Here is a 25,161-nt window from a genome sequence, read left to right as displayed (position 1 = left end):
AATGTTAGTTATTAACATTCTTGTAAAGAAAGTCTTTATTTTGTAACCCTGATGTGTATTATTCGCGATGTCTGCCGTAAAAATCAGCAGATGTAACTATAAAAACATAAATAGCAAACACAACATTTCGGAGATTTATGATGGATAAATCGCTTTCTAGTAAGATTTTTATCGGCTTGTTCGCCGGCCTCGTGCTGGGTACAGCTATTCAGTACTTATTTAGCGGTATTGCGATTTTTGATACCTATATTCTAGGTGCAGCAGAAGGTGCGGGCGGTATGTTCGTATCGCTTATTAAGCTTTTGGTTGTACCTCTGGTTTACGTATCAATCGTTTGTGGCATTGTAGAGCTTAAGGACATTCGTTCTTTTGGTCGCTTGGGTGGTAAAACTTTTACTCTTTACATTTTAAATACCGTCGTCGCGATCATTGCTGCCCTTACTGTTGCTATGATTGTTCAGCCAGGTGCAGGGGCAAACTTAGCGGGTACGATTTCTGACTCTGTGGCGCTTAAGTCAACAGAAACACCAGACATCTTCTCTATGGTTGTGAATATTGTTCCAAGCAACCCTGTACAGGCGTTTGCAAATGGCGACATGCTACAAATCATCTTTATGGCAATTCTGACAGGTCTTGCAATCCAAGCGCTTGATTCAAAAGGCGGCCCTGCGGTTCGTACTTTTAAGATGGCGAACGAAATCATGATGAAACTGATTGGTCTCGTAATGAGCCTAGCGCCATACGGTGTATTTGCTCTGATGATTCAACTTGGCGCAACCTTGGATGCGGGTACGCTTGCATCAGTAGCCGGTTACGTTGCTCTTGTGGTTTCAATGCTGGTGCTTTGGATCTTCGTGGTTTACCCACTAGCGGTTCAAATGTTCACGGGTATTTCTGCGCGTGAGTTCTCTCGTAAGACGCGTGAGCAAGTGTTGTTTTCTCTATCGACAGCAAGCTCAAACGCGACGATTCCGGTAACGATGCGCACTCTTACTGACAAAATTGGTGTATCTAAGTCGGTAGCCGGTTTCGGTGTCCCACTAGGTGCAACCATGAACATGGCGGGCGCTTCAATCTACATCGCAATCGCAGCGGTATTTTGTGCGAATGCGTTTGGTCAGCCTATCGCGGTATCTGACCTAGTGACTCTTGGCTTCACGGTTCTGCTACTGTCTATCGGTGCAGGCGGTGTACCTGGCGGTGGCGTTGTGATGGTTGGTGTTATCCTTCACCAATTGGGGTTACCACCAGAAGGTCTAGCAATCGTTGCAGCGGTTGACCGTATTAACGATATGTTCTGTACATCATCTAACGTAGTCGGCGATACAGCAGTAAACACGATTGTTGCTAAGTCTGAAGGTGAGATTGGTAAAGAAGAAATCGTAGATGCTGAGCCAGCACAAGCTAGTGCATAATTCTTAATCGCTCACTTAATCGAATTCAAAGCGAGGTCTTAGGGCCTCGCTTTTTCGTTTTAGAGACGCTTCGCTTCGGGAACGGACTTCGTCCTATGGAACGCTGCGCTCCGAGATTCGAGAATCCCGCATTTCATTTTTTACGCAACTTTTTTCAATTTTTTTTTGCTCTCTCCCTTGAAAAGCTATTTGCAGCCCTTATCTATTGGGCATAAGAGAAGCAAACATAATTATTTTTGTTTGTGAGCAAGGGTTGAAACCCGATTCTACGTCCCCACATAGGGGATATAGCAAAACGAAAATAGAATTTATTCGGAGATAGCCTGATGGGTAAAATCATTGGTATTGACTTAGGTACTACTAACTCATGTGTTGCTGTACTAGACGGCGACAAACCTCGTGTAATTGAAAACGCTGAAGGCGAACGCACAACGGCATCGGTTGTTGCATATACCGATGGTGAAACGCTAGTAGGTCAACCTGCAAAACGTCAAGCGGTTACAAACCCAACTAACACGCTATTTGCAATTAAGCGTCTAATTGGTCGTCGCTTTGAAGATGAAGAAGTTCAGCGTGATATCGAAATCATGCCTTACAAAATCGTTAAGGCTGACAACGGTGACGCTTGGGTAGAAGCGCAAGGCCAAAAAATGGCTGCTCCTCAAGTTTCTGCTGAAATCTTGAAAAAAATGAAGAAAACTGCTGAAGACTTCCTAGGTGAGGAAGTAACTGGCGCAGTTATCACAGTTCCTGCTTACTTTAACGATGCTCAACGTCAAGCAACAAAAGACGCTGGCCGTATCGCAGGTCTAGAAGTTAAACGTATCATCAACGAACCAACAGCGGCTGCTCTAGCATACGGTCTAGACAAGTCAGGCGGCGACCGTACTATCGCGGTATACGACCTTGGTGGTGGTACATTCGATATCTCAATCATCGAAATCGATGAAGTTGAAGGCGAAAAAACGTTCGAAGTTCTAGCAACTAACGGTGACACTCACCTTGGTGGTGAAGACTTTGATACTCGTCTAATCAACTACCTAGTTGACGAGTTCAACAAAGAGCAAGGTATCAACCTTAAGAACGACCCACTAGCAATGCAACGTGTTAAAGAAGCAGCAGAAAAAGCGAAAATTGAGCTTTCTTCCACTTCTCAAACTGACGTAAACCTACCTTACGTTACTGCAGACGCGACTGGTCCTAAGCACATGAACGTTAAAGTGACTCGTGCGAAACTAGAATCTCTAGTTGAAGACCTAGTACAACGTTCTCTTGAGCCACTAAAAGTTGCTCTAGCTGACGCTGACCTATCTGTAAACGACATCACTGACGTAATCCTAGTTGGTGGTCAGACTCGTATGCCTATGGTTCAAGCGAAAGTTGCTGAGTTCTTCGGTAAAGAAGCTCGCCGCGACGTAAACCCTGATGAAGCAGTAGCAGTTGGTGCTGCAGTTCAAGGTGGTGTACTTGCGGGTGAAGTAAAAGACGTACTTCTACTAGACGTAACTCCACTGTCTCTAGGTATTGAGACAATGGGCGGCGTAATGACTAAGCTAGTTGAGAAAAACACAACTATCCCAACTAAAGCGAACCAAGTTTTCTCTACAGCAGAAGACAACCAGAACGCGGTAACAATCCATGTTCTTCAAGGTGAGCGTAAGCAAGCGTCATACAACAAGTCTCTAGGTCAATTCAACCTAGAAGGCATTCAAGCTGCGCCTCGTGGTATGCCACAAATCGAAGTAACTTTCGATCTAGATGCTGACGGTATCCTTCACGTATCTGCGAAAGATAAGTCAACAGGTAAAGAACAGAAGATCACTATCCAAGCTTCTGGCGGCCTAAGCGACGAAGACATCGAGAAAATGGTTCAAGAAGCAGAAGCTAACAAAGAAGCGGACAAAAAGTTCGAAGAGCTAGCGGCTGCACGTAACCAAGCTGACCAAATGATTCACGGTACTCGTAAGCAAGTAGAAGAAGCTGGTGAAGCTCTACCTGCCGATGAGAAAGAGAAGATTGAAGCAGCTATCGCTGAGCTTGAAACTGCTCGTAAGGGTGATGACAAAGAAGCGATCGATGCGAAAGTTCAAGCGCTTATGACTGCAGCTCAAAAGCTAATGGAAATCGCTCAACAACAAGCTCAAGCTCAACAAGCACAAGGTGCTGACGCTGATGCTCAACAGTCTAAAGAAGACGACGTAGTTGATGCTGAGTTCGAAGAAGTTAAAGACGACAAGAAATAAGCTTTCTTAACTAGGCGACTACGGTCGCCTAGAGTCGATAAGACTTTGTGTACGGGCGTTTGGGGTGACTCTTACGCCCGTCTGTTTGTCAACGTTGTCCTTCTAGCTAAGTATTTTGCAATAAGTGCACTTAGCTAGAATGATACAAACACCAAGCGGTGAATCGATGCCGTTTGCAGTAAATAATTGGTGACGAAGAACATGTCAAAACGTGATTTTTACGAAGTATTAGGCGTAAGCCGTGATGCCTCTGAGCGCGATATCAAAAAGGCGTACAAGCGTCTAGCGATGAAATACCACCCAGACCGTAACCAGGGTGATGAGTCTGCTGCGGACAAGTTTAAAGAAGTAAAAGAAGCGTACGAAATTCTAACTGAGCCTCAAAAGAAAGCGGCTTACGACCAGTATGGTCATGCGGCTTTTGAACAAGGCGGTGGCGGCTTCGGCGGCGGCGGTTTTGGTGGCGGTGGCGCTGATTTCGGCGACATCTTCGGTGATGTATTTGGTGATATCTTTGGTGGCGGCCGTCGTGGCGGTGGTCAGCAGCGTGCACAACGTGGTGCGGACCTGCGTTACAACATGGAACTGTCGTTAGAAGAAGCCGTTCGCGGTGTTTCTAAAGAGATCGAAGTGCCTACGCTAGTTCACTGTGATACCTGTGATGGCAGTGGCGCGAAGAAAGGCTCAACGGCTGAAACTTGTGGCACCTGTCATGGCCATGGTCAAGTACAGATGCGTCAAGGCTTCTTTGCAGTTCAACAAACCTGTCCTACCTGTCATGGTAAAGGCAAGATCATCAAAGACCCATGTAATGAATGTCATGGTCAAGGTCGCAAACAGAAAACGAAAACGCTTAACGTTAAGATCCCAGCAGGTGTTGATACTGGCGACCGTATTCGTCTATCTGGCGAAGGCGAAGCAGGAGAAATGGGCGCACCAGCGGGTGACCTATATGTTCAAGTTCACGTAAGAGAGCACCATATCTTCGAACGTGAAGGTAACAATCTGTACTGTGAAGTACCAGTAAGCTTTGCGATGGCGGCACTTGGTGGTGAAGTTGAAGTTCCGACGCTAGATGGTCGTGTGAACCTTAAAGTACCGACAGAAACGCAAACTGGCCGTATGTTCCGTATGCGTGGTAAAGGTGTGAAAGGTGTTCGTGGCGGCGGTGTGGGTGACCTAATCGTTAAGCTAGTGGTTGAGACACCTGTTAACCTAAGCTCTCGCCAAAAAGAACTGCTTAAAGAGTTTGATGAGTCTTGTGGTGGTGATGCTGCGACTAAGCACAAACCAAAATCAGAAGGTTTCTTCAATGGTGTGAAGAAGTTCTTTGATGACTTAACTAGCTAACTGCTGACTAAGTTAAAATTTAATAAGAAGCCCGCATTGATGCGGGCTTTTTCGTATCTGTTTTCTTGTCGCCAGAGAAGGCTGCTTGGATCAGTTCCAGCACTCGCTTGGCGATTCAATGTTGGTTGAAGTGAGTGTTATTTTTTTATCTTGGCCGCTAGGAAAGCAACTGTCCCCGTCTTGCCCACGATCAGATTTCGCGGTTGCCGTAATTGTGTATGCCACTGTTGCTGAACTTGCGACAGCAAAGGAGAAACGGTCTGTGTCCGAATCACAAATCGTACAACTACCTCCAGAGATAATCCCGCTCCAGTCATAGCCACCGTTGTAAGATGTTTCGAGCTCCAATTGAATACGGCTAATATCACTCAACGCGACCGTTCTATGCGATGTGATCGTATGACCTGAATAAGATGGATAAGCGATAGCTGCAATGATCCCAACAATCACGACTGCAATCAGTAATTCGATCAATGTCATCCCTCTTAATCGTCTGTTGTATCCGTTACAACTAGAAATTCGAATCATGACGAGTAGTTCCCTTTTCACTTTTCCGACTATTTTTCTCAGGTGATAGCATCTGTGCAAGATGAATTACGGCCTTCTCGCCGTTTGCATAGGAATTTGGGAAATGCCTCGCGGGTTTACGTTGTTGGAGCTCTTAATCACCATTGCTGTAATGAGCATATTGTTAGCTGTTGCGGCACCATCTTTTCAAAATGTTTTTGAAACCAACAAAATGCAGCGATTAGCAGATGAGTTGCATGGCTTTGTTATTCAGGGGAAATCTGAAGCGGTATTGCGCCGTGAGCGACTTTGGGCGCATATCATCATGTCTGGAAACTCATCGAGCGATGGCGATTGGCGCATTGAATTAACTGACAATGGAACCGAAGGTGCTGGGACCGTATTGTTTTCTTTTTCTGGCGTTCCCTATGACGGGATAGTCGTCACACCTAGTTATTCGTCTGGTCAAATAAGCTTTGATGATGTTCATGGTCGTCCTTCTTCGGGCAATATTCAATTCTATCCGGTTGGAGAATCTGCAAAAGCGCTTAAGCTTATTTCCCACACACTTTCCGCCCGTGTTCGAGTATGCAGTGATAACAACTCAACTGAATACTTTGGCTATTCCACTTGCTCTTAGTAAGGGTTGATATGTTAAAGCAAAAAGGGGCGAGCCTCGTTGAGTTTATGATTGCGTCCTCTTTGGGGCTCATTTCTCTCGCTATTGTTGGTTCGCTGTATATCAGCGGTCAAAAGGCTGCAATGGAGCGCTCTAAGGAACTGATGCTATTGCAAAATACAGCCAGCGTTTTACAGATGTTGAGGAACGACATTCAACGCGCTGGATTCGATGGTATTGATGGTATTGATGGTAACTCCGTGAAGATTTCAGGAGCCAGTAATACCATCTACACCCTTGATGCTCCGGGTATGGGGCTTATTGCTTACGCCTACAATGTCGGGTCTTCCGGAGCGACGGCTTTGTATAAAAACGTTGTATATGAACAACGCGTCGATACGCCAGAATCTCTGTTTGTATGTGAAAAAAAACAAACAACGATCTGGAGTGTGGCTGATGTAATCGCTCTATCTGGAACGGGGTCATGTAACACGCTTTTTGATAAGAAAGCGATTCATGTGAATCAATTTACGTTGGCTGCGGCTACGGTAAAAAATACCGACGCCGAGAGTGCAATGGTAACGGTTACGTTAGGGACAGAGTTAAAAGATGCGACTGATATTCGAACAGAGCAGTCGTTTACAGTGAAGCAAAGGAATTGGCAGTAATGAGAAAACAACAAGGTGCCGCCGCGTTATTGGTCGTCAGTGTGTTGCTTGTTGCAGCGCTGATGATGTCACTAGGAAGCTATAAATCCCTTTTTTATCAAATCAAGCGAGCAAACAACCAAATTGAAGCTCGACAAGAACATTGGTTAGCTGAGGGGGGATTAGAGTGCGCTTACGCATTAAACAAAGCGGATATGTCGAGCGCACCGAATACGCAAGACTACTCTAGTTGTGCGCAAAGCAATGTTAATGCAACTCAATCTTTAGTCGACCCCAAATTCTACGAGCTATCTTCGAGTGTGAACAACCGAACTGAGACCTTCAAAAGTATTGAGGTAGTTGGCAGGCCTACCGGAGCGATACAAGCCCGTTCTGATTTGAAGTTAACGGGGTCTTATCTTTTTACACCTGAATTTGTCGACCCTGACACATGTGTTTCCGTTCGTTTCCAAACGTCTGTTGCTCTAGAAGGAGCATTTGTTACAGTTAGCCCTTCTGGAAAAGCTTGCAATCCAACCCAAATGACAAACACACAGCGCTCAGGGTTATGTGTAGCTGGTGATTCTAATTGTGATGACTCAGGCGGTATATACGATTACAAAGTGAAAGTCATCGGTAACAATCAAAATTATATTGGTGACGAAAAAATGTTTGAGCATGATTTTATTCATGACCCAAACCTTGACCCTTTTGAAGCTTTTTTTGGTTACCCGCGAAGCCAATTAGCAGATATAAAGAATGAGTTCGTCGTCATAGATGGTAGTGTGGCTACTACCTCTGGGACAACGCAATCTTGTGCAGATAAAATCATTGCGGCTTTTGCGATGAGCGATGCTGTTTGGGTTGCTGGTGATTGTGATCTTGAGAGTGGTCTCGGCGTTAGTGCTACAGCAAGCCCAAAACTTCTTGTTGTCGAAAATGGGTTATTGTCAGTTTTCGGCACTGACTCTTTTCCTGGAACTGTGTATCACCTTTTTACCTCACCGGTGGGTGATATGACATCGAGGTGGTCATCTGAAGTGTCTGGTTCTGCCCAAATAGGAGCCCTCTCTACTACGGAAAAAAGTAAGCTAACCTTTTTTTCTGGAGGATCATTTAAACCGGTTGGCGGGTATGTGTTCGACACTCCTGGAGGGTTAAGTGTATTTGGTGCGGCTGTTAACTTGGAATTTGATTCCACATCTGTACCAAATGATCACAAGACAGTTAAATGGAAAAAAGGCTCTTGGCATGATCTCTAAACAAAAAGGTTTTAGCTTAATCGAAGTGCTGATTTCTTTTCTGTTATTGGGAATCGGAGCGCTTGGTCTAACAAAGTTGCAAATCTACATGGAGCGTAAATCAGAATATGCTATCCACAGTATTGAAGCGCTGCGTTTAGCTGAAAACCAGCTCGAATGGTTTAGGACTCGCGGGGCTTCTGATGCGCTTTCTACCATCTCTACCGCTTCCTTTGCTTCGATTGCAACAGGATCTTCTGCTACGGGAGCCTATACCGTGGAATGGGAAGTTCCTGCAGCAACGATCTCCGGATCTCTCAAGACCATCACGATAACTGCTAGTTGGAAAGATAGGATAGGGGAGACGCAATCCCTTGAGTTGAAAACAATGATTTCGCAGTACAGTGAATTCGAAAACTAACGATTTTGTATTTTTCTCGTCATTACCTTTGTCGTTAACATTTGTGCTTTTTATTGCTGTTTTCGGTGGTTAATAGGTGGTTTTAGAACTGTTAATGCGAATGGTGTGCTACTGTTTTTTTTATGTTTAATTGATATGTCGTTTTTGCAAAATATGTCTCCAAATATGGAAAAAAACATAGAACCTTGTGCTTTCTTAATCACTATTTAATAGAATGCTCGGTTGAAAATAGGCCGTTATAATTACTCAAATAGGCCATGGCACCAACATCATTCATATGGAGTTACCATGAGTAACCAAGCTGTAAATAAAGCACCGTCACCGAAGCCGAGCGGGATGGATCGCTTTCTGAACTTTATCGAAAGAGCGGGTAATAAAATTCCTGATCCAGCGATTCTGTTCTTCTGGGCACTAATCATTACTTGGGCTGCGTCTGCACTTTTGTCGAATGTTTCTTTCGACCTTCTAAACCCTCGAACTGGCGAAGCTCTTACTATTACTAACCTTCTTACGGGTGAAGCACTAGCAAGTTTCCTTGCTAACATGGTGACAACGTTCACTGGCTTTGCTCCACTGGGTATCGTACTTGTTGCGATGCTAGGTGTGGGTGTTGCCGATTCGTCTGGCTTCATCACCACTGGTCTTAAGAAGATGCTGAACTTCACGCCAGCAAAACTTCTTACTCCAATGCTAATTCTTGTGGCAATCGTATCGCACACTGCGGCGGATGCGGGCTACGTTCTAGTTATTCCTCTTGGTGGTATCATCTTCCACGCAGCAGGTCGTCACCCTCTAGCGGGTATCGCAGCTGCGTTTGCTGGTGTATCAGGTGGTTTCTCTGCAAACTTCATCCCTTCAGGTATCGATCCTCTACTAGCTGGCTTTACTCAAACAGCGGCACAGGTTCTTGACCCTGAGTACGTGGTTAACCCGCTAGCGAACATCTTCTTTACTGGTCTATCTTCAGTAATCATCGTTGCTATTGGTTGGTACGTAACTGAAAAAATCATCGAACCTCGCCTAGCGAACACGCCTGTTGATGAAGATGCAGAAAAAGCACCAGATCTTGGTTCTTTCACTGAAACTGAATCAAAAGCTTTCCGTTACGCTGGTTGGGCTATGATGGCAGGTATCGCACTTCTTGTTGTGGCACTTATCCCAGAAAACTCTGCACTGCGTTCACCTGAAGGTGAAATCACTGCGTTCTCTGCGCCAATCATGAAGTCTATCGTTCCGTTGATCTTCATCCTGTTTATCATTCCGGGTTACGTTTACGGTCGCGTTTCTGGCACGTTCAAGACAAGTAACGACATCATCAAAGCGATGGCGGATACTATGTCTACGATGGGCGCATACATTGTAATGTCGTTCTTCTGTGCGCAGTTCCTATCTGCGTTCGCGCAATCAAATATCGGTACGATGCTAGCGCTATACGGTGCGGAAGGCCTGAAAGCGATGAACCTACCTGGTGAAGCAACTATCATCGGTATGATTCTTCTAACGGCTTCTGTAAACCTTCTAATCGGTTCTGCATCAGCGAAATGGGCTCTTATCGGTCCTATCCTAGTGCCTATGCTAATGGCTGTGGGTATCTCGCCTGAGCTATCTCAAGCGGCTTACCGTGTAGGTGACTCTGTATCGAACATCATTTCACCTCTGATGGTATTCTTCCCTCTAGTAGTGGTTTACTGTCAACGTTACGTGAAGTCGACAGGTATCGGTACGCTAGCTTCTCTAATGATGCCATTCTCGATTGCGATGCTAATCGGCTGGTCTATCTTCCTAGTTGCTTACTGGATGCTAGGTATTCCTCTAGGTATCCAAGCGCCATACACTTACACAATGTAAATACCGTCATATTTGGCGCTGTAGCGTTGTTAACTGCGCAAGTTCACTGGGTCGCCGGCCGCCCTAATCACATAGAGCCTCTATGCTCATAGGGCTGAACTTGCTCGTTGCCTAGCTATAACACCAACTATGTAGGTATTGGCAATTCGAAAGCGCTGGTCGAGAGACTGGCGCTTTTTTTCGTAAATCTAGAACGGACTTTGTCCTAAAGAATGCTCCGCTGAGAGATTCAATAACGCTTCGCTTTAGAAATCGAGAGGTGTGTGCTGCAAGATTGGTGAAAGAAACGCAGTTCAAAGAGAAGTTGATAGAGCTTGCTCCTAGAAAAACAAAATAAGTCGCATCTCGCATCTCGCATCTCGCATCTCGCATCTCGCATCCCGCTTCCACTTCCTCTCTTTGAAGGTTAAAATCCACTTTCCATAATGACCGATCCCAAAACTGGAGCCTCTTTTGTCAGACTCACAATTCTCCCCTCAAGATGAACTATTTATGCGCCGTGCGATAGAGCTTGCAGAGCAAGCTGAAGCGGAAGGGGAAGTGCCTGTTGGGGCTGTGCTTGTGAAAGATGGTGAAGTGGTCGCTGAAGGTTGGAACCGCTCTATTTGTTCGCACGATGCGACCGCTCATGCTGAGATCCAAACCTTGCGTAAAGCGGGCGAGGCGTTCGAGAACTACCGTTTACTTGATACTACGCTCTATGTGACCTTAGAGCCGTGCCCTATGTGCGCAGGTGCGTTACTACACAGTCGAGTAAAGCGCGTGGTATATGGAGCACCAGATCTTAAAGCTGGCGCTGCAGGGACCGTTCTGAATTTGTTTGAGAGCCAAGCCGCGTATCATTATGCGACAGTAGAAAGCGGTTTGCTGGAAGAGGAATGCAGAGGTCAGTTACAGGCGTTCTTTAAACGTCGACGTAAAGAAATTAAAGCGAAGAAGCAGGCGCAAAAAGCGTTGGACAATGAACAGGGAACAAAAGACGAATAACAGGGAGTTTGATGGTTGTTTTTAGCAAACACCTACCGTGCAGTAGATGTTTGCTTCAAGTTTTCAGTGATTCACTAAGTGAACGAAAACACGATTACGTGCACTGACTTTTCTTTTCATGGTTGTAAGCGTGCGCTTACGGCGGTTAGCAGCCACTGTTTTATTCAAACGTTTTGACTGCACTCTGCGTTTTCTCATTATCAGAACCTCTTGCAGACAACGAACACACTCTCCGACACTCGCATAGCAAAGTATCCGATTCATGATCAATAGATGTCATTCTTATGATGCATACTCATGGATGATGGTGACATCATATCAAGGAGAGGGTGACCAATTGAGCTCACTGTTTCTCTTCCGTTACTCGGTATTTCACGAAAAAACTGGCTAGATAAATGAGCTCGAAAGACGGGATTCTAGTGAGTTTCTGTTGTCGACTCAATAAAAAAATAGCGAGCTGTTAGCTCGCTATTTTCGAAAGGTTTATTCTTCTTTTGGATTCGGCGTTTGCTCTGCATTTTGAGTTGGGCTGGCCTCAGTACTTGGTGTTGTCTCGACCGCTCCCGAAACTTGCTCAGCTAAGGTTTCCACTGCTCCTGACGTTAACAGATCTGGGGAGAGTGGTGGAATGACTTGCAGATCTTCTGTGTCTTCGTCAATCGCAGGCTTTTGGCTGACATGACCAATGATGGATTGATAGTAGCGACGAATGTTCTCAACATAGTTGCGTGCTTCATCACCACGAGCATAACCATAACGTGTTTGGCTGTAGAAGCGCTTCTGGCGCAGCAAGGGTAGACGCTCTTTAACATCTGCCCACGCGTTTGGATCGCCGCCTTGTGCTTTAGTCAGGCGTCGTGCATCCATCATATGACCATAACCCACGTTGTATGATGCTAAGGCAAACCAAATCTTTTCATGTTCATTAATTGAATCTGGAACACGTGCGACAATACGACGTAGGTATTCCACGCCACCGCGTACGGATTGTTCCGGATCAAGACGATCTGTTACACCAACACTTTTAGCGGTAGGGAGCGTGAGCATCATCATGCCACGAACGCCAGTCGGCGACTTCGCTTTTGGTTTCCAATGAGACTCTTGATAAGCCAATGCAGCAATCAAGCGCCAATCAAACTCTTCACTGTATTTTTGGAACAGCGGTGCCCATTTAGGCAAGGTATTGTCCAGTGCGCGTATAAAAGCACGTGTATCGACATAATCGAAAGCTTCGATATGTCCAATGTACTTCTCTTCTAAAGTTGCCAGTTCGCCAGATTGTTTAATGTTGCCGAAGAACTCGATCAACATTGCGTAGAAGCTTTCATCTTCAGAGCGACGAGTAAACCAAGAGACGGGTTGGTCTTCTGTCAATTCAAAGGCTAAAGCAAGATCCGGGTAAAGGCGCTGGGCCAAAGATAGTTCTACTGAATCGGTTACCGTAAAACGTAACTCACCTGTTGAGACATGCTTGAGCAGATCTCGCGTATCCGCATCACCAACAATCTCAAATTGGAAATCTGGGTATTGTTTCTGTAGCGCCGTTAAGGTTGGAACAAACTGAGATTGTTCAACTATCTGAAGGGTTTCTGCCCCAGCATTTGAACCTTCTTCCGCATTACTGTCTTTTTTAGCTTGATAATTGATCAGCTGATTAATGTCGCGAGGACGAAGCTGACCTTTTTTATAAACCACTTGTTGGCTGACGTAATAGTAAGCGGGCCCAGGACGAAAACGTTGTACAGCTTCAGAAGTTTGGTTTAAACCTGTCGCAATAATATCTATGTCGCCTTTCTTTAGTGCCGGGAAGAGATCCGCTTGGCGAAACGCCGGTCGAATCTCCAGCTTCACACCTAACTGCTCAGCAAATTTTCGTGCCAGTTCGTAATCCAAACCTGCCGGACCATCAGGTCCGATGTAGTAGGAGAGTTGGTTGTTTAGCGTGCCAACACGTAGGACACCACGCTCTTGGATTTGCTCGAATTCACTTTTTGGCTCCGATTCAATCTGGCAAGCAGAAAGTAAAAGCACAGACGCGAAAAGTAGGGCGCTGCGCTTGAGTCGGTTGAACTGACTTATTTGCATTAATTCGGTACGTCTCGATAAATTTCTAGTTGCCTTTATATCAAAGCGAGCTGGTTGGGCAAAGTGAATCAGGCAGATAGAGTGCGACATTGTGTGATTTATCGACATTTTAGTCGTAATTCAAATTTGACGAAAAAAATGACGCAAACGGTTGCTTTTGATGTTACATCACAAAAACAATTGCTATATAATGCGCTCGCAACGAAGAGGTGGCATCGGCATAGGTTTGAAAAACCTTCGGGAATAGCTTCGAAGAAAACAGTATAACCCACTGAATTTATTCCAATATCACCTTAATCACTTGCAATAAGAGACCTAAGCACATGAGAATTTTGCGTGGCTCCCCAGCTCTTTCTGAGTTTCGTGTTAATAAACTACTGGAACTTTGTCGTGAACAAGATCTGCCTGTCACTGGCATTTACGCAGAGTTCATGCACTTTGCGGATCTAAAGTCTGACCTTGATGCTCAAGAGTTGGAAAAACTGGAAAAATTGCTGACTTACGGTCCTACGATCGAAGAGCATGAGCCAGAAGGTCTTCTACTTCTTGTTACGCCTCGTCCGGGTACTATTTCGCCTTGGTCTTCTAAATCTACTGATATCGCAATCAACTGTGGTCTAGACAAAGTAAAACGTCTTGAGCGCGGTACTGCATACTACGTAGAGACATTGACTCCTCTTAACGATGCCCAAGTTGCTGATGTAAAAGCACTCATCCATGATCGCATGATGGAAGTGACATTTACTGATTTTGATGCGGCAAACGCATTATTCCAAGCGGCAGAACCTGCTCCTGTAGCAGATGTTGACCTATTAAAAGGCGGTCGTGCAGCGCTTGAAAAAGCAAACGTTACCCTAGGTCTTGCACTTGCAGATGATGAAATTGAATACCTTTACGATGCGTTCGTAAATAAGCTAGAACGCAATCCGACTGACATTGAGCTCATGATGTTTGCGCAGGCGAACTCAGAGCACTGTCGTCACAAGATCTTTAATGCAGACTGGACTATCGATGGCGTGAAGCAAGAGAAGTCTCTGTTCAAAATGATCAAAAACACATTTGAAACGACACCAGAAAACGTACTGTCTGCGTACAAAGATAACGCAGCAGTCATGGTGGGTTCAGATGTAGGTCGTTTCTTCCCGAACCCAGAAACTCGCCAATACGGTTACAGCCAAGAGAAAGCGCACATCCTAATGAAGGTGGAAACGCACAACCACCCAACGGCTATCTCTCCTTGGCCGGGCGCATCGACTGGTTCTGGTGGTGAAATCCGTGACGAAGGCGCGACTGGTATTGGTGGTAAGCCAAAAGCAGGTCTTGTTGGCTTCACTACATCTAACCTACGTATTCCTGGTTTTGAACAGCCATGGGAAACAGATTTCGGTAAACCAGGTCGTATCGTTACCGCTCTAGACATCATGCTAGAAGGTCCACTTGGCGGCGCGGCGTTTAACAACGAATTTGGTCGTCCAAACCTACTGGGTTACTTCCGTACTTACGAAGAGAAAGTAAACTCTCATGCAGGTGAAGAGGTTCGTGGTTACCATAAGCCAATCATGATTGCTGGTGGCATGGGTAACATTCGTGACGAGCACGTTCAGAAGAAAGAGATCCCAGTAGGTGCAAGCCTAATCGTACTTGGTGGTCCGGCGATGAACATCGGCCTTGGCGGCGGTGCTGCTTCTTCAATGGCGTCTGGTCAATCAGCAGAAGACCTAGATTTTGCATCTGTACAGCGTGAAAACCCAGAGATGGAGCGTCGTTGTCAAGAAGTGATCGACCGTTGTTGGCAGCTTGGTGATGCTAACCCAATCGCATTCATCCACGATGTGGGCGCGGGCGGTATCTCTAATGCACTTCCTGAACTTGTCGATGATGGCGAGCGTGGCGGTATCTTCCAACTACGTGACGTACCAAACGACGAACCGGGCATGAGCCCACTTGAGATCTGGTGTAACGAATCTCAAGAGCGTTACGTAATGGCGGTTGCACCAGAGAATATGGAAGTATTCGATGCGATCTGTAAGCGTGAGCGTGCACCATACGCCGTAGTAGGTGTAGCAACGGAAGAGCGTGAACTGAAACTTGAAGATTCGCATTTCGACAACACGCCAATCGACATGCCAATGGATGTGCTTCTTGGCAAGACACCTAAGATGCACCGTGATGCGAAAACACTTAAAGCGAACAACCCAGCGGTTAACCGTGACGGTATCGAGCTAAACGAAGCGGTAGATCGCGTTCTACGTCTTCCAACTGTTGCAGAAAAAACATTCCTAATCACGATCGGTGACCGCACGGTGACTGGTCTTGTAGCGCGTGACCAAATGGTTGGTCCGTGGCAGGTTCCAGTCGCTAACTGCGCAGTAACAGCGGCAAGTTACGACACTTACCACGGTGAAGCGATGTCGATGGGTGAGCGTACACCAGTTGCTCTTCTAGACTTCGGTGCATCGGCTCGTCTAGCGGTTGGTGAGGCAATCACAAACATCGCAGCGACAAACATCGGTGATATCAAACACATTAAACTTTCTGCAAACTGGATGTCTCCAGCAGGTCACCCTGGTGAAGACGCAGGTCTTTACGAAGCAGTGAAAGCAGTTGGTGAAGAGCTATGTCCAGCACTTGGTCTAACTATCCCAGTTGGTAAAGACTCAATGTCGATGAAGACCAAGTGGGAAGAGAACGGCGAGCAGAAAGAAGTAACGTCTCCGTTATCTCTTGTTATTACTGCGTTTGCACGTGTTGAAGATGTTCGTAAGACGATTACTCCTCAGCTTCGTACTGACAAAGGTGCTTCTAGCCTTGTACTTATCGACCTAGGTAATGGTCAAAACCGTCTAGGCGCAACAGCTCTTGCACAGGTTTATAAGCAGCTTGGTGATAAGCCAGCAGACGTAGACAACGCAGCACAACTGAAAGGCTTCTACGAAGGCGTTCAAACCCTAGTCGCGAACGACCAAGTAGTGGCTTACCACGATAAAGGTGATGGCGGTCTATTCGTGACTCTTGCTGAGATGGCATTCGCAGGTCACTGTGGTGTGAAAGCAGATATTGCTGACCTAGGTGAAGACGTACTAGCAGCACTATTTAACGAAGAGCTAGGTGCAGTACTTCAGGTTAAGAACGAAGATTTAGACGCGGTACTTTCAACGCTATCAGCAAACGGTCTTGAAGCATGTTCGCACGTTATCGGCAGCGTTGAAGCATCTGATGAGCTAGTGATTACTTCTGGTGACACGGTAGTTCTAGAGCGTAATCGTACTGAACTACGTACTATCTGGGCGGAGACTACGCATAAGATGCAAGGTCTACGTGATAACCCAGCATGTGCTGACCAAGAGCATGAAGCGAAGAAAGATAACTCAGACCCAGGTCTGAACGTTAAGCTAAGCTTCGACGTAAACGAGGACATCGCTGCACCTTACATCGCGGGTTCTATGGTAAATACAGGCGCGAAGCCTAAGATGGCAATTCTACGTGAGCAAGGCGTTAACTCTCACGTTGAGATGGCAGCAGCATTTGACCGTGCAGGCTTTGAAGCAACAGATATTCACATGAGCGACATCCTAACAGGTCAAGCTGTTCTAGAAGAGTACCAAGGTCTAGTGGCGTGTGGTGGCTTCTCTTACGGTGACGTACTAGGTGCGGGTGAAGGTTGGGCGAAGTCTATCTTGTTCAACGAGCAAGCGCGCAACCAGTTCGAGGGCTTCTTCCAGCGTGAAGATACCTTCTCTCTAGGTGTGTGTAACGGCTGTCAGATGCTATCAAACCTGAAAGAGCTAATCCCAGGTGCAGACCTATGGCCACGCTTCGTTCGTAATGAATCTGAGCGTTTTGAGGCTCGCTTTAGCCTAGTGGAAGTACAGAAGTCTGATTCTGTATTCTTCGACGGCATGGCAGGCTCTCGCATGCCAATCGCAGTGTCTCATGGTGAAGGTCGCGTAGAAGTGCGTGATGCTGACCATCTAGCCGCGATTGAAGCATCAGGTACGGTTGCGGTTCGTTACGTGGACAACCACGGTAACCTAACGCAGCAATATCCGAACAACCCGAACGGTTCGCCAAATGCTATCACGGGTCTAACGACTCAAGATGGCCGCGTAACTATCATGATGCCGCACCCAGAGCGTGTATTCCGCACAGTAGCTAACTCATGGTCTCCAGAAGGTTGGGGCGAGAACGGTGCTTGGATGCGTATGTTCCAAAATGCACGTAAGAACATCGGTTAATCACGACGTCGTTCGTCAACGTTAACGAAATAGATAAGCGCTGGTTGAGAGACCGGCGCTTTCTTTATTTAAGGGAGTCGAGAACGGACTTCGTCCTACAGGACGCTGCGCTTCGAGATGCGAGAAAGAATAGCGGCGTCATTTCCTAGACTGACGAAGGAAAGAGTAGGAAATCTCTTTTTAACAATGAATAGGGATAGATCCCCAACTCACACGTGCCTCGTTCTTGAGGATGACGATTAAAATGCGTTGGATTCAAAAGGTGTTGACAGTATTTGTCCCTCAATAGGCAAAATGAAATCGTCTCCCGTCTCCCGTCTCCCGTCTCCCGTCTCCCGTCTCCCGTCTCCCGTCTCCCGTCTCCCGTCTCCCGTCTCCCGTAAAAAACTTGCAGCGTTTCGGTAACTTTTATGCTCTAATACCGCGCTTACCAAGGGATGGTGTTAAACAGCTCAGCTTAGATGGAGTTATCAAGTTGACCGAATCCCTGATTAATCCCTTAGGAAATGAAAGAAATGGCTAAAAATCCAAAATTTGCTATCCGCGTAACTGAAAAACGTAACGGTTGGAGCGCAGAGATCACTCGTCAGGTGACTTCTCGTAAAGTAGTGGTATCAAAACGTGAAACTGGTTTTGACAGCGAAGAGAAAGCACAAGCTTGGGCTGAGCAGGAACTAGCAGGTTTTGTACAAAACCAAGTAGTTCGTAACGAGCGTAAAGCAGTACAACGTCAAGAGCGTGAAGCAGAGCAACTAGCGGCAAAAGTTCGCAAAGAAGAAGCTCGTCAAGCTCGTGAAGCAGACGTAGACACTGACGAAGAGTAATCGCAGTGTGTTTGGTGGTGATTGACTACCATCGACAATGAATTTGAAAATGCCCCGAGTTTATCTCGGGGCATTTTTATTTGCGGTGCCTATAAACAATCTGAGGAAACTGAGAACTTCATAGAGTTATCCGATGAAGCAGTATTGTACGTTGGATTTTTCTGAAGCTTTTTAGGTGTGTGAATTGGCTGCAAATCAATGTGGTGTAATCCATCTGATAAATTGTTTGCTTCACCGTAGTCATAATCATTGGCTTCGGTCACTTCGGCTTTTGCATAGCGGCAACCAGTCGTTGCTTCATCGTCTTTCCATTTAATCGCATTCGGCTGCGCATCAAGATTCAAACCATCGTGGACTTTTTGAGCATAGTGATCTTCGATTTGATGTTGGTTGCTTTGCTCTTGTAAGTATTCAGCTATTTGCTCGACAGGTTGCGCGAAAGTAATGCTAGGGAGGCTTATACCCGCAATTAGAAAAAGTTTATAAGTATTATTCATAGTGATTCACAAGCAAAAAAGGAATACACCCTAATTGTGAATGAGAATCATTGCAATTGATTTGTGATGTGAATGCTATGTATGAAGTACTGGTCCAATCTCTTGCTAATAAATGACTGGGCATAAAAAAGCCCAGATAGGCAATCTGGGCTTCAGTTCATTTATTCGTAATTATTGTTGCGTTTCTAGCGGGATTTGACCTGTTGTCACTTGGTCGACATCAAACTCAGTCAGCTCTTCAATGTAGCTTTCTACTGTTTGCTCAACCACATCATCGTCTTGCTTGAAGTAGGCAATATGGAAAATAGCATCACCTTCATTAACCAGTGGCAGTGTTTGTTGACCAATCACGATACCGCCTTTTGGTGCCAGCAGCTCTAGTTCGTCATGGCCTAGAGGTGAGCTGATGTAAGCAAGAGTTTCACCTTCTTCCACTTTATCACCCAAGTTCACTACAGTACGTAGGATACCGTTGCCCGATGCGCGAACCCAGCTGGTGGATTTTGCGATAATAGGCTCTGGTAGCTTTTTGCGGCTCGCACGTAGCATGCCGATAGCCTGCATCACACGTTGCACACCTAGTACACCAGCACTGATCGACAATGGATCAAAGCGCAGCGCTTCACCTGCTTCATAAGTCAGTACAGGAATGTCGCACTTCTCTGCTTCACTACGTAGAGAGCCATCACGTAGAGCAGAGTCTACGATCACTGGGGTTGCAAATGCTTTTGCGATGCGCAGTGTTTCTGGGTTGCTCAAGTTAGCGCGGATCTGAGGTAGGTTCGTTCGGTGAATCGCACCCGTGTGAAGATCCAGAATATAGTCACAACGCTTAGCAATGTTGTTGAAGAACCCATGTGCCATACGAGAAGCCAACGCGCCTTTTTCACTGCCTGGGAAGCAACGGTTTAGATCGCGACGGTCTGGCAGGTAGCGAGATTTATGGATGAAGCCAAACACGTTAACGATAGGCACGGCAATCACAGTTCCTTTTAGTTTTGCAGGGTCCAGTTGGTTGATCATCTGACGAACGATTTCTACGCCATTCAGCTCGTCACCATGGATTGCTGCGTTTACCATTAACACCGGACCTTCTTGTTTACCGTGGATAATTTCCACAGGGATAGAAAGAGGAGAGTGTGTGTAAAGCTGCGCCGCTTCAAATTCGGTTTCTAATCGTTGTCCTGGTTGAACTTGGTGTCCTAGTAGCTCAAACACCTTGCTTTTTTTACTTCTGGCCATAAACCATCTCTATCGAATACGTTAGCAACAATGTAACAACTGGTTCAAAATCACACTAATCATTCTTCTTAATGTCACGAACAATAATTTTTATTGAAAAGATTAAAAATTCACCAAGTGTATGGCTTGTGTAAGTACATTTGGGAAATTCTTGTGTTAATTGAGTAGCTGTACGCTGTGTTTTAAATTGTTATATTCATCACAAAAATAAGACTGTGTTAAATTTAATACTAATATTTTTTTCGAGAAAAACTGTCTTTTACCTAAGGTTTTTATCCGCTACTATCCCCGCCGAATTTTTGACCTAATACTATCTAACTAGAGGTTTTGATGAAAAAGGCAATCGCTAAAATTGGCGCACTAACTGCTGTAGCAGTTTCTCTTTCTGGCTGTGTAGGCAGCAACGCTGTAACGGGTTACGTTATGGGCTTCAACTTGAAAGCTGTTGATAACCGTTACGCTCGTGGTGGTCTAAACATGCTAATGGCGCCAGTTTACGGTGTTGCTATTGCGGCTGACTACATCGTGTTCAACTCACTAGAGTTTTGGACTGGTAAAAACCCGCTAAACGGTAAGCCACACATCTTTGACAAGAAGATGGATACTTACATCGACGTAAACCACCAGTTAGATAAATCTCTAACCACTGCACCTGTTGGTCCTCTAACGAACAATCGTGTTATCGAACAAGGTCAAATGCAACAGCTTGACGAGAACACAGTTCAAATGGATATCACTTACAACAACGGTGAGAAAGCGACGCTAATGGGTGTTCGTGAAGGTGACTTTGTGACTTACTACATCGATGGTGAAGTGGTTGCTAAGACTTCTATGGATGAGCTAGCGGCATACGCGCAAACTCGTGCATAGTTTGCGAAGTGCTTTTAATAGCAAACTCGCAATAAAAAAGGGTGCCTCGGCACCCTTTTTCGTATTTGTCGTATCTGGTTAAGATTACGCTTTTTCTGGAATAGCTTCTAGAAGTGCAACCATTTGATCCCAGAACAATTGAACGGTATCAATCTTCACTTTCTCATCTGGAGAGTGAGGGAATTTGATGGTTGGGCCGAAAGAAACCATGTCCATAGTCGGGTAAGGTTCTTTAAATAGACCACACTCAAGACCTGCGTGGATAACCATGATGTTCGGCTTGTGACCGTAGATGCCTTCGTACATATCACGGAAAATTGCCATGATTTCTGAGTCTGCATCTGGTTTCCAACCTGGGTAAGCGCCAGAGAACGCGATTTGCGCGCCAGCTAGCTCTGCTACTGATTGAAGCATGCCTTCAACTTGGCTACGACCTGAATCGATCAGCGAACGAATTAGACAAAGTACGGTGACTTTATTCTCTTCTGTTGTGATAACGCCAACGTTAAGAGACGTTTCAACCACGCCTTCAACTTCATCACTCATGCGCATTACGCCGTTTGGACAAGCATTCAATGCAGCGATGAAACGTTGTTGGTCTGCAACGGCAAACACTTGTGCATCTGTTACAACTTCTTCGTTAAAAGTGACGATATCTGTTTCAATCTTGCCAAGCTCAGTTTTTAGTAACTCAGTGTAGAAGTTGAACAGTTCTGCTAGTTTATCTTGATTTTCTGCTGGTAGAGCAACGGTAATGAAGGCTTCACGAGGGATAGCGTTACGTAGGCTACCACCACGGAACTCTACAAGACGAAGATCTAATTCTTGTGCGTGACCCGCTAGGAAACGACCTACAAGTTTGTTTGCGTTACCGCGACCAGTGTGGATGTCACAACCAGAGTGACCACCTTTCAGACCTTTCAGTGTAAGCTGACGAGTTACAAAGCCTGCAGGGATTGCATCACGCGTGATATCGAAAGTCATTGCACCGTCGATACCGCCCGCACAACCCATGTATACTTCGCCTTCTTGTTCTGAGTCTGTGTTTAGAAGAATGTCACCTTCTAACCAACCCGCTTCAAGACCGAATGCGCCAGTCATGCCAGCTTCTTCATCAATCGTTAGCAGAACTTCAATTGGGCCGTGTTTGATTTCAGTAGAAGCGAGAACTGCAAGACAAGAAGCCATACCAATGCCGTTGTCAGCACCTAGTGTTGTTCCTTTCGCTGTTACCCATTCACCATCGATGTATGGTTGGATAGGATCTTTAGTGAAGTCGTGATCAGTATCTTCGTTCTTTTGCGGCACCATGTCGATGTGCGCTTGAAGAACCACGCCTTTCTTGTTTTCCATACCCGGTGTTGCTGGCTTTTTGATAAATACGTTGCCAGTTGGATCGCGGCGTACGTCAAATCCCTGCTCTGTTGCCCAAGTCACAATGTACTGAGCTAGTGCCTCTTCATGTTTAGAAGGGTGAGGGATTGAACAAATCTTATCGAAAAACTGCCAAAGTGGAGCAGGTGATAAGGTACTGATTTCAGAATGGAATTCAGACACGGAGGACTCCTTTTGATGTGCTTTGCCAAATATAAACCGTAAATTTAATAAGTGTTTAGCAGTAAATGCTAATCCGGTTTCGGCTTTGAATTGTTTTCAGCATACCACCAGAAGGGCGCTACTAGTAGATGTGGATAAAAGGATTTGCCCTTGAACTGTCACAGTTTATGAACACACAGAAATACACGAATGCAACTCAATTAGTATCAATTATAAGATTGGTTATTTTTTAATTTACTAAAGTGTAATTTAATTACAGTTAATTCTTGATGAAGATCAATTTATCAATATTTTGTGATTTCTGTCACTAAAATGCTTGTAATTAAATTTCTTGGTGGTATATTTGTAACCAGCTTCTGAGAGAAGAATGAAATGCTCAAAGGATGAGTCCGTTTGTCGCCTCCAAGGAACCGAGAAATCAACCAAATTAACAGTATTAATTGATTTAGAAGGTGATATTTATGAAAGGTTTACCAAGTGCAATGTTCTGGAACAGCAAATCTGTTTACACCGGTAACTTTGTATACCCAACAAGCTTTGGTTACTAATTGAAGCCAACGCATGTGACTCGAACAAATTTGTTCACCCCTATAAATTGGAATTTTTTTTCAGTGCATAGTGCTGACATGATTCACCGCCACTCAAATTGAGTGGCGTTTTTTTATCTCTCGATCCTGAACGTTGACTGATTTCTCACCGCTAAGCACCTATTCTAGGTTTGCTTCCCCAACTTATTTCATTTGCTAACCAAATTCGTGAGTGTTTTACGCTCAAAACTCCATGTTTCTGTTTGAAAGTTTAATACATTGTTCAGTTTGCACTCGTTGTCTTACTTGAATGCCTTAATTGTTAGTTATTGTTTATTAAGCTTTAAATTTTAATCGCGTTTGAAACGCTAGCGAATCGGTTTCATATCCAAAGAAAAAAATCGCATTAGAGTGAAAATTCTATCTGGAATTTGTTATTTGATAACTTTATAATTCGAGCCAATCGATTACGCAACCGTTTACTTTTTACCCTTTACAGGATTCGATCATGCTCGAAAGGCTATTCAAACTTAGTGAAAATGGCACCAATGTGCGCACTGAGATCATCGCAGGTGTTACTACCTTCTTAACCATGGCTTACATTATCTTCGTAAACCCAGCAATCCTTGCAGATACTGGTATGGATCGTGGTGCTGTGTTCGTTGCGACGTGTCTTGCTGCGGCTATTGGCTGTTTCATCATGGGCTTAGTAGCAAACTACCCAATCGCTCAGGCTCCAGGTATGGGCCTAAACGCGTTCTTTACCTACTCTGTTGTGTTGGGTATGGGTTATACGTGGCAAGTCGCGCTAGCAGCAGTATTTGTGTCGGGTCTACTATTTATTGTGTTGAGTGTGTTCAAGATCCGTGAGTGGATCATTAACTCAATTCCACTTTCTCTTCGTACAGGTATCTCTGCAGGTATCGGTCTGTTCCTTGCGTTCATCGCACTGAAAAATGCCGGCATCGTAGTAGATAACCCAGCAACGCTAGTTTCAATGGGTAACATCACTTCGCTACCATCTGTACTTGCGGCTATCGGCTTCTTTATGACTATCGCGCTGGTTCACCGTGGTGTGAAAGGTGCGGTTATGATCGCCATTTTGGGTGTGACAATTCTTGGTCTTATCTTTGGTGACGTTCAATGGGGCGGCATCATGTCGACACCACCAAGCATCGCACCAACCTTCATGCAGCTAGACTTCTCTGGTCTGTTCGAAGTTGGCATGATCTCGGTCGTATTTGCTTTCCTATTCGTTGACTTGTTCGACACTGCGGGCACGCTAGTTGGCGTTTCACAGAAAGCAGGTCTAACTGACGAAAACGGCAACATTCCACGTCTAAACAAAGCGCTACTTGCTGACTCAACAGCAACATCAGTAGGTGCTCTACTAGGTACATCTAACACGACGTCATACATTGAGAGTGTTTCTGGTGTAGCAGCAGGCGGTCGTACTGGTCTAACGGCTGTGGTTGTTGGCGTATTGTTCCTTCTGGCTCTGTTGTTCTCGCCACTAGCAGGTATGATTCCAGCTTACGCAACATCTGGTGCGCTATTCTATGTAGCGATCCTAATGCTTTCTGGTCTTGTTGGCATCGACTGGCGTGACCTCACAGAAGCTGCGCCAGTTGTGGTTACTTGTTTGGTAATGCCTCTTACTTTCTCGATTGCAGAAGGTATCACGCTAGGTTTCATCGCTTACGCTGCTATTAAACTGTTCAGTGGTAAAGGCCGTGAAGTATCGATGAGTGTGTGGGTGATGTCTGCTATCTTCATTGTGAAATACATGGTCGGTTAATTCCAACGATTGAAAAAAGCCAGTGCGAACTCGATTCACACTGGCTTTTTGTTTGTGGATAATTTTTAAAGTAATTCATCCACTTCTCCATTTTGTATTGTTCACCGAATACGATTTTTCTGCGTAATAGGCAGAGAATTTTGATATCAGCGTTGGTATTAACGATGTGTTTCGGTAGAATAATCGTTTGCGTAGCTTGAAACCCCCATTTCCTCTGGTGTGGAAAGTTTAGCGAGATGAGTCCATTT

General features: G+C 45.3%; 19 protein-coding genes. 14 read left to right on the top strand and 5 right to left on the bottom strand.

From position 1 onward, the window contains the following. Positions 1-140: 140 nt before the first annotated feature. The 3 genes from C1S74_RS07620 to dnaJ all read left to right on the top strand — a co-directional run bounded on the left by C1S74_RS07620 (position 141) and on the right by dnaJ (position 5,008). Positions 141-1,415 carry a dicarboxylate/amino acid:cation symporter gene (locus C1S74_RS07620; RefSeq protein WP_038868768.1) on the top strand — a complete coding sequence of 425 codons (1,275 nt, stop codon included), beginning with the start codon at positions 141-143 and terminating at the stop codon, positions 1,413-1,415. Positions 1,416-1,741: 326 nt separating this feature from the next. Then, entirely contained in the window at positions 1,742-3,658 is a 1,917-nt protein-coding gene (gene dnaK / locus C1S74_RS07615) for a molecular chaperone DnaK (protein ID WP_045400140.1), read from the top strand. Positions 3,659-3,859: 201 nt separating this feature from the next. Continuing rightward, the gene (dnaJ, locus tag C1S74_RS07610; RefSeq protein ID WP_038868766.1) at positions 3,860-5,008 is read left to right on the top strand and encodes a molecular chaperone DnaJ; all 1,149 of its coding nucleotides are present in this window, start codon (positions 3,860-3,862) and stop codon (positions 5,006-5,008) included. Between the two features lie 90 nt (positions 5,009-5,098). Here dnaJ and C1S74_RS07605 read toward each other — a convergent pair whose 3' ends face one another. Continuing rightward, positions 5,099-5,536, bottom strand: coding sequence for a type IV pilin protein (locus C1S74_RS07605; RefSeq protein WP_045400142.1), 438 nt, complete (start codon positions 5,534-5,536; stop codon positions 5,099-5,101). A 103-nt stretch (positions 5,537-5,639) separates the two neighbouring features. On the opposite strand from C1S74_RS07605, the gene C1S74_RS07600 reads away from it, so the two are divergent. The 6 genes from C1S74_RS07600 (at position 5,640) to tadA (ending at position 11,278) form a co-directional block, all read left to right on the top strand. Beyond that, positions 5,640-6,155 carry a GspH/FimT family pseudopilin gene (locus tag C1S74_RS07600; RefSeq protein WP_045400145.1) on the top strand — a complete coding sequence of 172 codons (516 nt, stop codon included), beginning with the start codon at positions 5,640-5,642 and terminating at the stop codon, positions 6,153-6,155. A gap of 11 nt (positions 6,156-6,166) precedes the next feature. Next, complete coding sequence (locus tag C1S74_RS07595; protein ID WP_045400147.1) at positions 6,167-6,802, top strand: PilW family protein; 636 nt, start codon at positions 6,167-6,169, stop codon at positions 6,800-6,802. Then, positions 6,802-8,043 (top strand): hypothetical protein, encoded by a 1,242-nt coding sequence (locus C1S74_RS07590; RefSeq protein ID WP_045400149.1) that lies wholly within the window; start codon positions 6,802-6,804, stop codon positions 8,041-8,043. Before C1S74_RS07595 ends, C1S74_RS07590 begins: the two co-directional genes overlap by 1 nt. Continuing rightward, positions 8,033-8,443 carry a type IV pilus modification PilV family protein gene (locus C1S74_RS07585; RefSeq protein WP_045400151.1) on the top strand — a complete coding sequence of 137 codons (411 nt, stop codon included), beginning with the start codon at positions 8,033-8,035 and terminating at the stop codon, positions 8,441-8,443. The genes C1S74_RS07590 and C1S74_RS07585 overlap by 11 nt, the downstream gene beginning before the upstream one ends. Positions 8,444-8,731: 288 nt before the next feature. Next, positions 8,732-10,291 carry an AbgT family transporter gene (locus C1S74_RS07580; protein WP_005440222.1) on the top strand — a complete coding sequence of 520 codons (1,560 nt, stop codon included), beginning with the start codon at positions 8,732-8,734 and terminating at the stop codon, positions 10,289-10,291. Between the two features lie 453 nt (positions 10,292-10,744). Further along, entirely contained in the window at positions 10,745-11,278 is a 534-nt protein-coding gene (tadA, locus tag C1S74_RS07575) for a tRNA adenosine(34) deaminase TadA (protein WP_045495257.1), read from the top strand. Positions 11,279-11,761: 483 nt separating this feature from the next. Here tadA and mltF read toward each other — a convergent pair whose 3' ends face one another. Then, positions 11,762-13,363: a membrane-bound lytic murein transglycosylase MltF gene (mltF, locus tag C1S74_RS07565; protein WP_039975395.1), complete on the bottom strand. Its 1,602-nt coding sequence runs from the start codon at positions 13,361-13,363 to the stop codon at positions 11,762-11,764. A 323-nt stretch (positions 13,364-13,686) separates the two neighbouring features. On the opposite strand from mltF, the gene purL reads away from it, so the two are divergent. Both purL and C1S74_RS07555 read left to right on the top strand, forming a co-directional pair. After that, positions 13,687-17,598, top strand: a complete 3,912-nt coding sequence (purL, locus tag C1S74_RS07560; RefSeq protein WP_045400157.1) for a phosphoribosylformylglycinamidine synthase — start codon at positions 13,687-13,689, stop codon at positions 17,596-17,598. A gap of 515 nt (positions 17,599-18,113) precedes the next feature. Continuing rightward, positions 18,114-18,422: a DUF3622 domain-containing protein gene (locus C1S74_RS07555; protein ID WP_038865460.1), complete on the top strand. Its 309-nt coding sequence runs from the start codon at positions 18,114-18,116 to the stop codon at positions 18,420-18,422. A gap of 89 nt (positions 18,423-18,511) precedes the next feature. On the opposite strand, the gene C1S74_RS07550 is transcribed toward C1S74_RS07555, so the two are convergent. Then, entirely contained in the window at positions 18,512-18,919 is a 408-nt protein-coding gene (locus C1S74_RS07550; protein WP_045400160.1) for a hypothetical protein, read from the bottom strand. Between the two features lie 171 nt (positions 18,920-19,090). Then, on the bottom strand, positions 19,091-20,161 hold the full coding sequence (locus C1S74_RS07545) for a succinylglutamate desuccinylase/aspartoacylase family protein (RefSeq protein WP_038865448.1): 1,071 nt from the start codon (positions 20,159-20,161) through the stop codon (positions 19,091-19,093). A gap of 330 nt (positions 20,162-20,491) precedes the next feature. On the opposite strand from C1S74_RS07545, the gene C1S74_RS07540 reads away from it, so the two are divergent. Continuing rightward, positions 20,492-21,031: a DUF3332 domain-containing protein gene (locus tag C1S74_RS07540; RefSeq protein WP_038865446.1), complete on the top strand. Its 540-nt coding sequence runs from the start codon at positions 20,492-20,494 to the stop codon at positions 21,029-21,031. Positions 21,032-21,115: 84 nt separating this feature from the next. On the opposite strand, the gene C1S74_RS07535 is transcribed toward C1S74_RS07540, so the two are convergent. Next, positions 21,116-22,588 (bottom strand): aminoacyl-histidine dipeptidase, encoded by a 1,473-nt coding sequence (locus tag C1S74_RS07535; RefSeq protein ID WP_045400162.1) that lies wholly within the window; start codon positions 22,586-22,588, stop codon positions 21,116-21,118. A gap of 461 nt (positions 22,589-23,049) precedes the next feature. On the opposite strand from C1S74_RS07535, the gene vcdP reads away from it, so the two are divergent. Together vcdP and C1S74_RS07530 are read left to right on the top strand one after the other, a co-directional pair. After that, positions 23,050-23,136, top strand: coding sequence for a small protein VcdP (gene vcdP / locus C1S74_RS27155; protein ID WP_017188447.1), 87 nt, complete (start codon positions 23,050-23,052; stop codon positions 23,134-23,136). Between the two features lie 487 nt (positions 23,137-23,623). Then, entirely contained in the window at positions 23,624-24,913 is a 1,290-nt protein-coding gene (locus C1S74_RS07530; RefSeq protein WP_038865443.1) for an NCS2 family permease, read from the top strand. The last annotated feature ends 248 nt before the right edge of the window (positions 24,914-25,161 follow it).

This window comes from Vibrio hyugaensis, assembly GCF_002906655.1.
Lineage (GTDB): Bacteria > Pseudomonadota > Gammaproteobacteria > Enterobacterales > Vibrionaceae > Vibrio > Vibrio hyugaensis.
Note: the sequence above shows the minus strand (reverse complement) of the source record. Positions and strands in the feature narration are given on the sequence as shown.

What these genes read in the sequence shown, in the direction of transcription:
- C1S74_RS07540 (WP_038865446.1), top strand. Translation starts at nt 20,492, where the DNA reads ATGAAAAAGGCAATCGCTAAAATTGGCGCACTAACTGCTGTAGCAGTT.
- C1S74_RS07595 (WP_045400147.1), top strand. Translation starts at nt 6,167, where the DNA reads ATGTTAAAGCAAAAAGGGGCGAGCCTCGTTGAGTTTATGATTGCGTCC.
- purL (WP_045400157.1), top strand. Translation starts at nt 13,687, where the DNA reads ATGAGAATTTTGCGTGGCTCCCCAGCTCTTTCTGAGTTTCGTGTTAAT.
- C1S74_RS07555 (WP_038865460.1), top strand. Translation starts at nt 18,114, where the DNA reads ATGGCTAAAAATCCAAAATTTGCTATCCGCGTAACTGAAAAACGTAAC.
- dnaK (WP_045400140.1), top strand. Translation starts at nt 1,742, where the DNA reads ATGGGTAAAATCATTGGTATTGACTTAGGTACTACTAACTCATGTGTT.
- C1S74_RS07590 (WP_045400149.1), top strand. Translation starts at nt 6,802, where the DNA reads ATGAGAAAACAACAAGGTGCCGCCGCGTTATTGGTCGTCAGTGTGTTG.
- dnaJ (WP_038868766.1), top strand. Translation starts at nt 3,860, where the DNA reads ATGTCAAAACGTGATTTTTACGAAGTATTAGGCGTAAGCCGTGATGCC.
- C1S74_RS07600 (WP_045400145.1), top strand. Translation starts at nt 5,640, where the DNA reads ATGCCTCGCGGGTTTACGTTGTTGGAGCTCTTAATCACCATTGCTGTA.
- vcdP (WP_017188447.1), top strand. Translation starts at nt 23,050, where the DNA reads ATGAAAGGTTTACCAAGTGCAATGTTCTGGAACAGCAAATCTGTTTAC.
- mltF (WP_039975395.1), bottom strand. Translation starts at nt 13,363, where the DNA reads ATGCAAATAAGTCAGTTCAACCGACTCAAGCGCAGCGCCCTACTTTTC.
- C1S74_RS07550 (WP_045400160.1), bottom strand. Translation starts at nt 18,919, where the DNA reads ATGAATAATACTTATAAACTTTTTCTAATTGCGGGTATAAGCCTCCCT.
- C1S74_RS07545 (WP_038865448.1), bottom strand. Translation starts at nt 20,161, where the DNA reads ATGGCCAGAAGTAAAAAAAGCAAGGTGTTTGAGCTACTAGGACACCAA.
- C1S74_RS07605 (WP_045400142.1), bottom strand. Translation starts at nt 5,536, where the DNA reads ATGATTCGAATTTCTAGTTGTAACGGATACAACAGACGATTAAGAGGG.
- C1S74_RS07585 (WP_045400151.1), top strand. Translation starts at nt 8,033, where the DNA reads ATGATCTCTAAACAAAAAGGTTTTAGCTTAATCGAAGTGCTGATTTCT.
- C1S74_RS07620 (WP_038868768.1), top strand. Translation starts at nt 141, where the DNA reads ATGGATAAATCGCTTTCTAGTAAGATTTTTATCGGCTTGTTCGCCGGC.
- C1S74_RS07580 (WP_005440222.1), top strand. Translation starts at nt 8,732, where the DNA reads ATGAGTAACCAAGCTGTAAATAAAGCACCGTCACCGAAGCCGAGCGGG.
- C1S74_RS07530 (WP_038865443.1), top strand. Translation starts at nt 23,624, where the DNA reads ATGCTCGAAAGGCTATTCAAACTTAGTGAAAATGGCACCAATGTGCGC.